This is a genomic window from Pseudomonas syringae (assembly GCF_002157375.1).
Classification (GTDB): Bacteria; Pseudomonadota; Gammaproteobacteria; order Pseudomonadales; family Pseudomonadaceae; genus Aquipseudomonas; species Aquipseudomonas syringae_T.
In genome coordinates this window covers 116,423-129,239 of record NZ_MTSA01000011.1, presented here as the reverse complement: position 1 = coordinate 129,239, position 12,817 = coordinate 116,423, and the positions used below count along the sequence as shown (strand labels likewise).

Below are 12,817 nucleotides of genomic sequence, written 5' to 3'. Positions count from 1 at the left end.
GTTGACTCAAATTACGACAACCCGCGCGAATACGTCAATATGCTTGACCTTAAAAATCCAGCGAATCAACAAATGGCCATGGAAGCGTTTTTCTTCGGCTATCAGGCCTTCACCGCCAAAGCTGATGAAATGCTCGACAGGCGCGGCTTCAGTCGCGTGCATCAGCGCATCGTCTTCTTCATCGCCCGCTATCCCGACCTGAGCGTCAAGGAACTGCTGACGGTGCTGGGCGTCAGCAAACAGGCCTTGAATGCGCCGCTGCGCCAGCTGATTGCGATGAATCTGGTACACAGCGCGGCACCCGAGACGGACAAGCGCAAGCGTCTGCTGGCACTGACCGATGAGGGCATCCGGTTTGAGCAGGCGTTACGCCGCGAACAGGTCAAGCTGTTGCAACGCGTGTTCAACGAAGCGGGTCAGGAAGCGGTGGACGGCTGGATGGCGGTCAACCGCGCCCTGGGCCAGACGCTGCAATCCGGCGCCTGCCCTGCCGGCCCTGAAGCCGAGTAAACAGACCTGTTGCAACTGTGCTGGCGTTTACTCGTATCGCTGTATCGTAAAGCCGCGCAGCCATACGTTTAGGCTGGGCGTCCCCTGTGACCTGCCCGCTTCAAGGAACGCCTGCATGAACGAAGCCCTCAAAGTGCCACGGCGCCCGCTGCGGCCATTGGCAGACTCATCGCCGTCTGCGATGGCCGCCGGTTTCATTGCCATGATGACCGGTTGCACCAGTTCACTGGTGCTGATGTTTCAGGCAGGTCAGGCCGCGGGCCTGAGCAGTCTGCAGATTTCATCCTGGCTGTGGGCGTTGTTCATGGGCATGGCGGTGTGCAGCATCGGCCTTTCGCTGCGCTACCGCACGCCGATCACAGTGGCGTGGTCCACGCCCGGTGCGGCACTGTTGATCACCAGCCTCGGCGGCGTCAGCTACCCGCAGGCAATCGGTGCCTTCATGACCAGCGCCGTTCTGGTCATTCTCTGCGGCGTGACCGGCAGTTTCGAGCGCATGGTCCGACGCTTGCCAGCGTCGCTGGCAGCTGCCTTGCTGGCGGGGATTCTGTTCAGGATCGGCAGCGAGATTTTCATTGCCGCGCAACATCGTACCAGCCTGGTCCTGGGCATGTTTTTCACCTACCTGCTGGTCAAGCGTCTTTCACCGCGCTACTCGGTACTGCTCGCGTTGCTGGTCGGCATCGTGATCTCCGGCATGCTGGGCTTGCTGAACATGGGCGACCTGGCGCTGCACGTGGCAATGCCGGTCTGGACCACCCCCGAGTTTTCATGGGCAGCGACGGTCAGCATCAGCATTCCATTGTTCGTGGTGGCCATGACCTCTCAGAACATGCCGGGTGTGGCAGTGCTGCGCGCTGACGGCTACTTCCCGCCCACCTCGCCGCTCATTTCGGTGACCGGCATCGCCTCGCTGCTGACCGCGCCGTTCGGTTGCCACGGGATCAATCTGGCCGCCATCAGTGCCGCCATCTGCACCAGCCCGCATGCTCACGAAGACAAGGACAAACGTTACACGGCGGCGATCTGGTGCGGAATTTTCTATGGCATTGCGGGGATTTTCGGGGCCACGCTGGCTGGCCTGTTCAGCGCGTTTCCCAAGGAACTGATGCTGTCGATCGCAGCACTGGCGCTGCTCGGCTCGATCACCAACGGTCTGACAGTGGCCATGGCCGAGCCCAAAGAGCGCGAACCGGCACTGATCACGTTCATGGTGACGGCGTCCGGACTGACGCTGTTTTCCATCGGCTCGGCCTTCTGGGGCATTGTGGCGGGCTTGTTGACCTTGTTGATTCTGAACGCGCGCAAAGCGGATTAGCGCTGGGCGCCCCAGTCATCCGTTGCGCGTGGCAGCCGCCACGAGCAAGGTCCCGGCATCGGCATCCAGTATCGCCTGAGTGCCCAGCGGCACGGCCTGATTGCGATCACCGTGACCGACCGGTAAACCCCCGAGTACCGGAATACCCAGGCTGCCCAGCCGTTCCAGCAGCACGTGGGCCGGACTGATGGTGCCGCCGGTATTGGCCGCCGGGGTGAACTCGCCCACCGCAATGCCGGCCAACCGTTCGAGAATGCCGCAGTTGCCCAGATGAGTCAGCATACGATCGACACGATAGGCAGGTTCGTTGACCTCCTCTATCAGCAGGATCGCCCCGGTCATGTCAGGCATGAACGGCGTGCCGACGGACGTGTCGAGAATACACAGGTTGCCGCCCAGCAACAGGCCCTGCGCGCTGCCGGCGGTTCTGACACGGGCCGTTGGCGAGTCAGGCTCGGCCTTGAGCAGCACCGGTTCGGTACTCATCAGCACGTGGCGCATGCCACTGACAAACAGCCCGCCCGCCCCTAATTGAGCCGCGACCGGGCCGTGAATGGTCGCCAGTCGCGCGTGGTTCCACAGCGCACCGTGCAGGGCCGTAATGTCGGAAAAGCCGGTGACCAGCTTGGGATCGCGACGCACCGCGTCCATGTCTACCTGCTGGACAATCCGCTGCACGCCATAACCGCCGCGATTGCAGACGACCGCGCGGATCTCCGGGTCTGCGAGCGCGGCGTTGAGGTCGGCAAGACGCTCTTCGTCGGTCCCTGAATAAAACGAATACTTGCCCAGCGCATGCGGATAGACACGCGGGCGCAGGCCCCAGCCCTTGAGCACTTCGACCGCAGCTTCGAGCTTGGCGGGGTCCACCGGACCGGCCGGTGAAACCAGCGCCACGGCGTCGCCAGCCCGCAGGACCTGAGGGTGGAGGGTCTGTAGATTCGTGGTGGGCATTGCAGTCATCCAGCGGTCGATTAAGCCGCAATGTAGAGCACAGCGGTACGCGACTCAAGCTGCAAAATCGCCGGATTCGGTCAGTGGGGTCGATCACTTTGAACGCCAAAGCCTGAGTGGACTCCTATCAACCACATGGATCAAACGGCATTCGCTGAATGATCGCTTCTTGCCTGAACAGCGTGACAAGCGTTTGATTCCATCCTTGAACCACTTTTGAGAGGCCCTGCCATGACTGATCTTACCAACCGCCAGTTCCTGCTCGCCAAGCGCCCTTCGGGCACTGTACGCCGTGATGACTTCGATTATAAGGAAGTCCCGGTCACTGCGCTGACTGACGGCCAGATTCTGGTCAGGAACAAATACCTGTCGCTGGACCCGGCCATGCGGGGCTGGATGAACGAAGGCAAGTCCTACATTCCGGCCGTGCAGCTGGGCGAAGTGATGCGCGCACTGGGCGTGGGCGAAGTGATCGAATCGAAGCACCCGAAATTTGCCGTGGGCGATCATGTCCAGGGCGCCCTGGGTGTTCAGGATTATTTCGTGGGTGAACCGAAGGGTTTCTACACGGTAGACACTCGCCTTGCGCCGCTGCCGCTGTACCTGTCGGCACTGGGCATGACCGGCATGACCGCCTACCTGGCGCTGCTGGATGTCGGTCAGCCAAAAAGCGGCGATACCGTTTTGATTTCCGGCGCAGCCGGCGCTGTCGGCAGCGTGGCCGGGCAAATTGCCAAGATCAAGGGCTGCCGGGTTGTCGGCATCGCCGGCGGCAAGGAAAAGTGCCGCCTGCTGACCGAAGAGCTGGGTTTCGACGCGGCCATCGACTACAAATCAGAAGACGTCATGGAGGCCGTGAAACGTCATTGCCCGGACGGTGTGAACGTGTACTTCGACAACGTCGGTGGTGACATTCTGGACGCAGCGCTGAGCCAGTTGGCCGTCGGGGCACGTGTGGTGATCTGCGGCGCCATCAGTCAGTACAACAACACCACCGCCGTCAAAGGCCCGGCCAACTACATGTCCTTGCTGGTCAACCGCGCGCGCATGGAAGGCTTTATCGTGCTGGACCACGGCGATCGCTTCGCCGAAGCCGGCCAGGTCATGGCGGGCTGGATCAAGGAAGGCAAACTCAAGAGCAAAGAGCACGTCGAAGAAGGTCTGGAGACGTTCCCCGAGACGTTCCTGAAGCTGTTCACCGGCGAGAACTACGGCAAACTGATCCTGAAAGTGGAATAAAACCTCAGGCTGTACTTGCCTCGTTTCTCCCCCCCTGCGGCGTGAGGAACGAGGTGCAGCCAGCCCGAGCGCTGCGCCCTTCTGATCAAGCCAGTTCGGCAACCACGGCAGCCAGAGCCTTGGCCGGATCTGCCGCCTGACTGATCGGGCGACCGATGACGAGGTAGTCCGAGCCTGCGTCGAGGGCCTGGCGCGGGGTCAGGATGCGGCGCTGATCGTCTTGCGCACTGCCCGCCGGGCGAATGCCGGGCGTGACCAGTTGCAGTGAGGGATGGGCGGCTTTCAGGGCCTGGGCTTCCAGTGCCGAGCACACCAGACCGTCCATGCCGGCCTTTTCAGCCAGTGCCGCCAAGCGCAGCACCTGCACCTGCGGATCGATGTCCAGACCGATACCGGCAAGGTCTTCGCGCTCCATGCTGGTCAGCACGGTCACACCGATCAGCAACGGTTGCGGGCCGGAACGCTGCTCCAGCACTTCCCGGCACGCGGCCATCATGCGCAACCCACCGGAACAATGCACATTCACCATCCATACGCCCATCTCGGCAGCCGCTTTGACCGCCATGGCCGTGGTGTTGGGAATGTCGTGGAATTTGAGGTCCAGAAACACCTCGAAGCCCTTGTCACGCAGGGTCTCTACGATGTCCGACGCACAGCTGGTGAACAACTCCTTGCCGACCTTGACCCGGCACAGTGTGGGGTCGAGCTGATCAGCCAGTTGCAGAGCGGCTTCACGGGTCGGGAAATCCAGGGCGACGATGACAGGAGTCTGGCAGGCGGACATGAGCGTGGTCTCAGGTAAGTCGAAATCGGCGCGCATTGTAGCCGAAGCGGCGGGCCGACGGGGACCCTTCATTGACCAACGACACATTCAAAACCGCGTTGTCCCCTGCACTTGCAGCGAACACGACAAAGGCGGCCTGCACCAAATCCGCCCGGCGCGGGCAATCGATTGACCCTGACGTTCTGCAAACGACCTGTTTTGAGGCAATGCGACGGTTTCCCATGCACTGGCACGGCCTCTGCAACAGGATGTTTCAACGATGACAGACCTCAGGGAGACAACAATGAGTACGCAACTCAAGCCAACGCTAGGCACGATTCATTTATGGGGGATTGCTGTCGGGCTGGTGATTTCCGGCGAATACTTCGGCTGGAGCTACGGCTGGGGGGTGGCGGGAACATTGGGCTTTTTGGTAACAGCCCTGATGGTTGCAACCATGTACACCTGTTTCATTTTCAGTTTTACCGAGCTGACCACCGCCATCCCGCACGCAGGCGGACCATTCGCCTACAGCCGTCGCGCCTTCGGAGAAAAAGGCGGACTGATCGCCGGCATGGCGACCCTGATCGAATTTGTATTCGCCCCACCGGCCATCGCCATGGCCATTGGTGCCTACCTCAACGTGCAGTACCCGGGTCTGGACCCCAAGCACGCCGCCGTCGGTGCCTACATCGTGTTCATGGCGCTGAATATCGTGGGCGTGAAACTGGCCGCGACCTTCGAGCTGGTGGTGTGCATCCTGGCCGTCGCTGAATTGCTGGTGTTCATGGGCGTGGTTGCGCCTGCGTTCAGCTTCAGCAATTTCGCTCTCAATGGCTGGGCCGGCTCGCAGACGTTCGGGCCGGAAGCCATCGCCGGCATGTTCGCCGCCATTCCGTTTGCCATCTGGTTTTTCCTGGCCATCGAAGGCGCAGCAATGGCCGCCGAAGAAGCCAAGGACCCGAAACGCACCATTCCGAAGGCTTACATCAGCGGGATTCTCACCCTCGTGGTGCTGGCCATCGGCGTCATGCTGTTTGCCGGCGGTGTGGGCGACTGGCGCACGCTGGCCAACATCAACGATCCGCTGCCCCAAGCCATGAAAGCGGTCGTCGGCGACAGCTCCGGCTGGCTGCACATGCTGGTATGGATCGGCCTGTTCGGCCTGGTTGCCAGCTTCCACGGCATCATCATGGGCTACTCGCGCCAGTTCTTCGCCCTGGCTCGTGCCGGTTATCTGCCTTCGTCCCTGGCAAAGCTGTCGCGCTTCCAGACGCCACACCGGGCAATCATCGCGGGCGGCCTGATCGGCATCGCCGCCATCTACAGTGACGGGCTGATCAACCTGAGCGGCATGACGCTGACTGCGGCGATGATCACCATGGCGGTGTTCGGCGCCATCGTGATGTACATCATGAGCATGCTCAGCCTGTTCAAGCTGCGCAAGACCGAGCCGCAACTGGAGCGTACGTTCCGTGCGCCGGGCTACCCGGTGGTGCCGGGCATCGCGCTGGCTCTGGCGGTGGTGTGCCTGGTGGCAATGGCCTGGTTCAACATGCTCATCGGCCTGATTTTCCTGGGCCTGATGGCGATCGGCTTCATCTATTTCAGCCTGACGGCGAAATCGCGCGCCGATGCCCCCGCTGATGCGATGCTCACCGGCCGATAGGACGCCCATTCTCAATTGCGTGCAAAAGGGATTTGCACGCAACCTGTTCCAGGCGCATACACTTGAACCATTGAGCAGCCTCGCTGCTCAAACCGGTATCACAACAAGGAGAGCGCTATGCCCTGGTATGCCTGGTTAATTCTGCTCGTAGCCATTGGCTCGATTGTCGGCGGTTTGATGATGCTGCGTGACACCGCCAAGAAACTGCCCCTCACCGAAGAACAGCTCAAGCGTGTGCATGAGCGCAATGCAGAGATGGACGCCAAGGAAGCCAAGGATCGGTAAGAACACTCGGGAGGCAGGCTGAAAACCTGCCTCCCCCTGTTCGGCTATTCCCCGGACCTGTCAGCGCTGACCGGCAGCACTTTGATGTGCAACGGCTGAAAAATCGTCGTCAATACCCCTTCACTGCGCAGCGTTTCCAGCAACTGCATGAAGTGCGGCACGTCAATAGTGCCGCCGGGGCGCAGCAATGCATATTGACGGTAGATTTGATCAACGCGCTCGGACACCATCAACTGCGAGGCTTCACTCGGGTTGCGGTACATGAAATCGATCAGATAAGAACGGGTAACAGGCGCTATGTCCGCGCGGCCGCGCACCACCATCATCACATTACTGTCGTGGGAATAAGTCGACGTAATATCGAAGTGCTCGCTGAGGTATTTCTGGTCGGCATTGAAGTTGGCAAACCCATAATGATAACCACTGAACAACGCCAGGCGTTTGTCGGACACGTTATCGAAATAATCCTGCTGACGTCCTTCAGCCTGCCGCGCGACATAAACTTCCGCGTCTTCAAGCCCGAGGTCGACCGTCTCGTGAGGGATGTCTTTCCAGCCCCAGTCAGGGTTTTCGAAAATCGCGATATCGAAACGCCCCTCAGCGAAATCCCGAAAGCGCCGAGGCACCGATGTCGGGATCATCACGAACTCGTAGTCGTTCTGCTCGGCGTTCAGGGCATTGATCAGCTTGGGTAACAGCCCCGCGTCTTCACCTTTTTCAGGACGCACCATATACGGGGGAAAATGCACTGCAGCGACTCGTACAATCTGCGCGGCAACGACCGGCGGCGTCACCATCAACGGAATAAGCAGTAACGCTCCCGCCACGGCAGTGCGCACGACACTCTCAATTACCCCTGCGAGTCTTTTCATAAACACGGCATCAAATCAAAGCCCCCCACGCTATGCGGTTTCTTTGATTTAAACAACTGTCAAATCAACGGCGCCAACGTCATTATGCAGAACGCCGCCTGTCAATAACGATGGCAGGCCGGGAGGGTTGCAATAAAAGACAATTATTGCAGCGCGAACACAAGGGAGCCTGTTTGCTCCCCCACAGCGTAACAAGTCGCCATGGGCTAAATGTAGCTACGCTAAAGCCATTGACTATCAAAACGGAGCTTGACGATGCCGCATTGGCTGGTGATTGATCTGGAGGCGACGACCGAAGAAGGTGGCTGGCCGGTCGCAGAAATGGAAGTCATCGAGATAGGCGCAACACTGGTCAATCAGGACGGGCGCGAGCTGGACCATTTCGAACGCTTCGTGCGCCCGGTACGCAGGCCCCTGTTGACTCATTTTTGCCGCCAGTTGACGCACATCAGCCAAAGCAATATCGACAGCGCTGCGCCGCTGACGACGGTCTGGCCGCAGTTCGAGCGCTGGTTGAGCCATCATCGTGCGCGTGTACTGGGCTGGGCAAGCTGGGGGGACTATGACCGACAGCAACTGGAAGAGGAATGGCGCCATCATCAACTCGACAGCGCGCTGTCCAGCATGCCGCACGTCAATCTCAAACAGCGTTTTGCACAGGCTCGGCAGTTGCAAAAGCCGATGGGGCTGAACAGCGCGTTGCAGCTGGCGGGCATGCAGTTTGCGGGGCAGCAGCACAGAGCGCTGGTCGACGCCCGCAATACCGCCAGGCTGTTACCGCTGATCATGCCCAACTGAGTCTCACAGTGTGAGACCGAAACGCATAGCCGATCTTTCTGACGCGCGTTATAGAGCGCTCTTTAACAAGGCGTGACGGGATTTCTCCTCTTGGGCATACTGGCGAGCCCTCCACAGCCCTTCATAAGGAATCGCCCATGTTCAAGGTCAACGAATACTTCGACGGCACCGTCAAATCCATCGCCTTCAGCCAGGCTGACGGTCAGGCAACCATCGGTGTAATGGCAGCGGGCGAATACGAGTTCGGTACTGCGCAACGGGAAATCATGCATGTGGTGTCGGGCGAGTTGCAGGTGAAGCTCCCGGACAGCACCGACTGGGAAACCTTTGTCACGGGCAGTCAGTTCAATGTACCGGCCAACAGCAAGTTCCAGCTCAAGGTCAGCGTTGACACCGCTTATCTGTGCGAATACCGCTAAAACCGATCAACCGGGAGGTTTAACCTCCCCCGGCTGATACCCGGTCTTATTCAGCGACAGCGTTGAACTGCAAGGCTGCCAGGCGCGCATAGAGCGGGTTGCTGGCAATCAGTTGCTGATGAGTGCCGACCGCGACCAGTCGCCCTTGATCCATCACCGCAATCCGGTCGGCATTTTGTACCGTGGCCAGTCGATGGGCGATCACCAAGGTGGTGCGCCCCTGCATCAGGCTGGGCAAGGCTTGCTGGATCAAGTGTTCGCTTTGTGCATCCAGTGCGCTGGTCGCCTCGTCCAGTAACAGGACAGGCGCATCGACCAGCAACGCGCGGGCAATCGCCAGACGTTGCCGCTGCCCGCCCGACAGCCCAAGCCCGCCCTCGCCCAGATGAGTGCTGTAGCCATCGGCCATTTCCAGAATGAACTCATGGGCGTGGGCAATGCGTGCTGCCGCCTGGACCTGTTCGAAGCTGGCATTGGCGTTGCCGTAGCGGATGTTGTCTTCGACGCTGCCAAAAAACAGCGCAGGCGTTTGCGAAACCAGCGCAAAGCAGCGACGCAGGTCGTGAGGGTCGAGCTGCGTAACGGGTACACCGTCAATCAGAATGCGCCCTTGTCCGGGGTCGTAGAAGCGCAGCAGCAGGTCGAAAATCGTCGACTTGCCGGCTCCGGAAGGTCCGACCAGGGCCAGGGTTTCTCCAGGCTCCACGGACAGGGTCAGGCCATCGACCGCATTACGTTCAGGCCGCGAAGGGTAGGCAAAACTGACGTTCTCCAGCGCCATCCGTCCGCTGATACGCGGCGGCAGACTCGACAGCCCGGTCGCCGGCGCACTGATCTCGCTACGGGCCTGAAGCAGCTCACCGATCCTCTCGGCCGCACCGGCTGCGCGCTGCAACTCGCCGATCACTTCACTCAATGTGCCGAACGCCATCCCCACCACCAGCGCATAAAACACAAACGCTGCCAGCTCACCGCTGGAGATACGGCCGCTGATCACGTCCATACCGCCCACCCACAGCATCACGGCCACCGCTCCCAGCACTAGCACGATCACCAGCGTGATCAGCCAGGAACGCTGCAAAATCCGTTTGCGAGCGGTTTCGAACGCCTGCTCGACGGTGTGGGAAAAGCGCTGCCTGTCCTGTTGCTGATGGTTGTAGGCTTGAACCGTCTTGATCTGCCCAAGCGCTTCAGCCACATAACTGCCCACATTGGCCACCCGGTCCTGACTTTCCCGGGACAGGTTGCGCACCCGTCGTCCGAACATGAGGATCGGCGCAATGATCAGCGGCAAGGCCACCACCACAATGCTGGTGAGTTTGGGGTTGGTGATGAACAACAGCACGATCCCGCCGATAACCATCAATGCATTGCGCAGAAACATCGACAGTGATGAGCCGATGACCGATTGCAGCAAGGTGGTGTCGGCGGTCAGTCGCGACTGGATTTCCGAACTGCGGTTGTTCTCGTAGAAGCCAGGATGGAGTTCGATCAAATGGTCGAAGACTTTCTTGCGCAGGTCGGCGACGACGCGCTCGCCAATCCACGACACCAGGTAAAAGCGGGTAAACGTACCGATCGCGAGGCCGACCGTCAGCAACATGAAAAATCCGATCGAGCGCTCGAGCAACTCTGCTGAACGGGTCATGAACCCCTGGTCGATCATCAACTTGATGCCCTGCCCGATCGACAATGTGATGCCGGCAGTCACAACCAGTGCCAGCAACGCACCGAACACTTGCCAGCGATACGGGGCAATGAAACTGGCGGCCAGGCGAATCGCATGGCGTTGACGTCGGGAAATCAGTGAAATCATGAAGGGTGAACCTGCCTGGGTCTGAACTGCAGAGCCTACACCTGTCCGACACAGACCGCTGCGCGCCATTGTGAGTGAACTTGCCTCAGGCCTTGACGGTCTGGTTATGACTGATTGACAGAGTTGGCTATAAGCGATCGATCTAAGCGCCCGCTGGCAGATTCAGATCAATTCTGTTGCACTGGTATCGCGTTTGGGCGGCTGACATAACCCTGTCACGGACCGGTCATCAAGCGCGGTTAACTTAACGCCGTTACCTGATGAAAGGAGAAACACCATGAGCCTGCAAGAGCGCAGCAATGAAGTCCCGGTCGTGCGAGCCACGCCCGACTTGCCTGTTGGCGGTGCCGTTCTCGACCAGCACGGACGAGAAGTCGTGATCACCGAAGAAATGGTTCAGGCTGCTTGCCAGGAATGTGACAAGAACTGGGTAACCCCGGAAAAATAAGACCTGAGCCTGCCGAATGTATTGAAACCCGACTTTCGAGTCGGGTTTTTTATGCCTGGAAAACGCCGGACTTTCAGACCCGTACCGCGCCCAACGCTCGGACGAGCTGCGCCAGTACCTCGGACTCGCCTTCCAGCCTGACCTGCAGGCCTTCAATTTCCCGACGCGGCGGGTAGTGCTTGCGCAACGCGTCGAACGCCAGTCGCTGACTGGCAACATCGCCGGTCAGGCTGCGGCGGAAATCCGCATCATCGCGGCGTGGGTCGTACACACCACGACACAGCATGTTCAGTGCCCAGACCGGATCAGCCGCCGCGTCAAGGCTGACCTGCGCCAGCCAGGGTTTCGGCAGCAGGTCGTCGAGGCGGATCAGCGGCGGCTGATCGAGGAACGCGCACAGCGCCTGATAAATCTGCGCCGTGCCGCGCTGGCGGCCGTCGAGGCTGTAACCCGCGATGTGCGGCGTACCGAGCACACACAGGTCGGCCAGCGCAACGTTGACCTGCGGCTCGCCTTCCCACACATCCAGCACGGCCTGCAGGTCTTCGCGCTCAAGCAGTACGTCGTGCAATGCGCGGTTATCCACCACCGCACCACGGCTGGCATTGATCAGCCAGGCGCCCTGCCTGAGCTGACGCAGGCGCGCCTCATCCAGCAGATGCCAGGTGGGCAGCTCCCCGGTCTTGTTCAAGGGCGTGTGCAGACTGATAACGTCACACTGCTGAAGCATGTCGTCCAGGCTGACGAAGTCGCCTCCTTCGACAGCCTGCCGTGGGGGGTCACAGACCAACACATTCCAGCCCAGCGCTTTCAGCACGCTGATCAGACGACCGCCCACCTGCCCCGCGCCCACCACACCATAGGTACGTTGCCTGAGATCGACGCCTTCGATTTCCGCCAGGGTCAACAGACTGCCCAGCACGTAATCGACAACCCCCCGCGCATTGCAGCCGGGGGCGCTGGCCCATTGAATCCCGGCTTGCTGAAAGTACCCGAGGTCCAGATGATCGGTGCCGATGGTGCAGGTTCCTACGAAACGTACCGGGCTGCCTTCGAGCATGTCGCGGGTCACCGGTGTCACGGAACGCACCAGCAGGATGTCGGCATCGGCTACCGCCGCACGGTCGATGGATCGGCCTGGCAGGCGCCTGATGTCACCGAAACCGGCAAAAAAGGCGTCGAGCAATGGAATGTTTTCGTCGGCAACAATGCGCATGGAAGACTCTCTGGGTCTGGCGAACAGGGACCGGTCCTTTGTGTGGACAGGCTCGTCGTGAACAGGCGCGGGTTGCTGCGATAAGGCAATCAATCAGGACAGGGCAATCAGTCGGCTTTTTTACGAATCCAGTACAGAAACGTGCCTTCTTCAGCCTGCTCTGCCACCAGCTCGTGCCCGAGGAACACACAGAACTTGGGGATATCACGACGTGTGGACGGATCGGTCGCGATGACCTTGAGCAAACCGCCCGCCGGCAGATCGCGGACTTTCTGGTGCAGCATCATCACAGGTTCCGGGCAGTTTAGCCCGGTAGCATCCAGAACGGAGTCAACGACAAGGCTTTCAACGGATTCAGACATGGGGCACTCCAGAGGCGGGTAGCGATTGTCGCTCAAATCAGTGGCCAGGCCAAATGCGGGTTGCTCATCCTGTCGATAACTACCATGCACTCTTCAGGCTTGTGGAGCCCGTGTCTCACGATGGGTCCATCGAGAGCAGCTCGGGCTC

Annotated in this window: 14 protein-coding genes; 8 read left to right on the top strand and 6 right to left on the bottom strand. The window is 60.1% G+C overall.

Going from position 1 to position 12,817, the window contains the following annotated elements:
• Positions 1-39 precede the first annotated feature (39 nt).
• The gene (locus BW686_RS15530; protein ID WP_084918339.1) at positions 40-510 is read left to right on the top strand and encodes a MarR family winged helix-turn-helix transcriptional regulator; all 471 of its coding nucleotides are present in this window, start codon (positions 40-42) and stop codon (positions 508-510) included.
• Between the two features lie 115 nt (positions 511-625).
• Positions 626-1,828 (top strand): benzoate/H(+) symporter BenE family transporter, encoded by a 1,203-nt coding sequence (locus BW686_RS15525; RefSeq protein WP_084918335.1) that lies wholly within the window; start codon positions 626-628, stop codon positions 1,826-1,828.
• Positions 1,829-1,843: 15 nt separating this feature from the next.
• Here BW686_RS15525 and BW686_RS15520 read toward each other — a convergent pair whose 3' ends face one another.
• A complete protein-coding gene (locus BW686_RS15520) occupies positions 1,844-2,782 on the bottom strand; it encodes a S66 peptidase family protein (RefSeq protein WP_084918333.1) in 939 nt (312 codons plus the stop codon).
• A 231-nt stretch (positions 2,783-3,013) separates the two neighbouring features.
• On the opposite strand from BW686_RS15520, the gene BW686_RS15515 reads away from it, so the two are divergent.
• Positions 3,014-4,021, top strand: a complete 1,008-nt coding sequence (locus tag BW686_RS15515) for an NADP-dependent oxidoreductase (protein WP_084918331.1) — start codon at positions 3,014-3,016, stop codon at positions 4,019-4,021.
• 85 nt (positions 4,022-4,106) lie between these two features.
• Here the strand turns inward: BW686_RS15515 and pyrF are convergent, their stop codons facing one another.
• On the bottom strand, positions 4,107-4,805 hold the full coding sequence (gene pyrF / locus BW686_RS15510) for an orotidine-5'-phosphate decarboxylase (protein ID WP_179149279.1): 699 nt from the start codon (positions 4,803-4,805) through the stop codon (positions 4,107-4,109).
• Positions 4,806-5,088: 283 nt separating this feature from the next.
• Here pyrF and eat point away from each other — a divergent pair, with 283 nt between their 5' ends.
• Together eat and BW686_RS15500 are read left to right on the top strand one after the other, a co-directional pair.
• On the top strand, positions 5,089-6,453 hold the full coding sequence (gene eat / locus BW686_RS15505) for an ethanolamine permease (RefSeq protein WP_084918324.1): 1,365 nt from the start codon (positions 5,089-5,091) through the stop codon (positions 6,451-6,453).
• Between the two features lie 117 nt (positions 6,454-6,570).
• Positions 6,571-6,738 (top strand): DUF2897 family protein, encoded by a 168-nt coding sequence (locus BW686_RS15500; RefSeq protein ID WP_002552826.1) that lies wholly within the window; start codon positions 6,571-6,573, stop codon positions 6,736-6,738.
• A gap of 44 nt (positions 6,739-6,782) precedes the next feature.
• On the opposite strand, the gene BW686_RS15495 is transcribed toward BW686_RS15500, so the two are convergent.
• The gene (locus BW686_RS15495; protein ID WP_084918321.1) at positions 6,783-7,610 is read right to left on the bottom strand and encodes a substrate-binding periplasmic protein; all 828 of its coding nucleotides are present in this window, start codon (positions 7,608-7,610) and stop codon (positions 6,783-6,785) included.
• A 255-nt stretch (positions 7,611-7,865) separates the two neighbouring features.
• Here BW686_RS15495 and BW686_RS15490 point away from each other — a divergent pair, with 255 nt between their 5' ends.
• The gene (locus BW686_RS15490; RefSeq protein WP_084918317.1) at positions 7,866-8,408 is read left to right on the top strand and encodes an exonuclease domain-containing protein; all 543 of its coding nucleotides are present in this window, start codon (positions 7,866-7,868) and stop codon (positions 8,406-8,408) included.
• Between the two features lie 137 nt (positions 8,409-8,545).
• The gene (ppnP, locus tag BW686_RS15485; protein ID WP_084918314.1) at positions 8,546-8,827 is read left to right on the top strand and encodes a pyrimidine/purine nucleoside phosphorylase; all 282 of its coding nucleotides are present in this window, start codon (positions 8,546-8,548) and stop codon (positions 8,825-8,827) included.
• 46 nt (positions 8,828-8,873) lie between these two features.
• On the opposite strand, the gene BW686_RS15480 is transcribed toward ppnP, so the two are convergent.
• Entirely contained in the window at positions 8,874-10,643 is a 1,770-nt protein-coding gene (locus BW686_RS15480; protein ID WP_084918311.1) for an ABC transporter transmembrane domain-containing protein, read from the bottom strand.
• A 277-nt stretch (positions 10,644-10,920) separates the two neighbouring features.
• Between BW686_RS15480 and BW686_RS26855 the strand changes: the two genes are divergently transcribed.
• Positions 10,921-11,091, top strand: coding sequence for a PA1571 family protein (locus BW686_RS26855; RefSeq protein WP_179149278.1), 171 nt, complete (start codon positions 10,921-10,923; stop codon positions 11,089-11,091).
• 73 nt (positions 11,092-11,164) lie between these two features.
• On the opposite strand, the gene pdxB is transcribed toward BW686_RS26855, so the two are convergent.
• Positions 11,165-12,307: a 4-phosphoerythronate dehydrogenase PdxB gene (gene pdxB, locus BW686_RS15475; RefSeq protein WP_084918308.1), complete on the bottom strand. Its 1,143-nt coding sequence runs from the start codon at positions 12,305-12,307 to the stop codon at positions 11,165-11,167.
• A gap of 107 nt (positions 12,308-12,414) precedes the next feature.
• Entirely contained in the window at positions 12,415-12,669 is a 255-nt protein-coding gene (tusA, locus tag BW686_RS15470) for a sulfurtransferase TusA (RefSeq protein ID WP_084918306.1), read from the bottom strand.
• Positions 12,670-12,817: the final 148 nt, after the last annotated feature.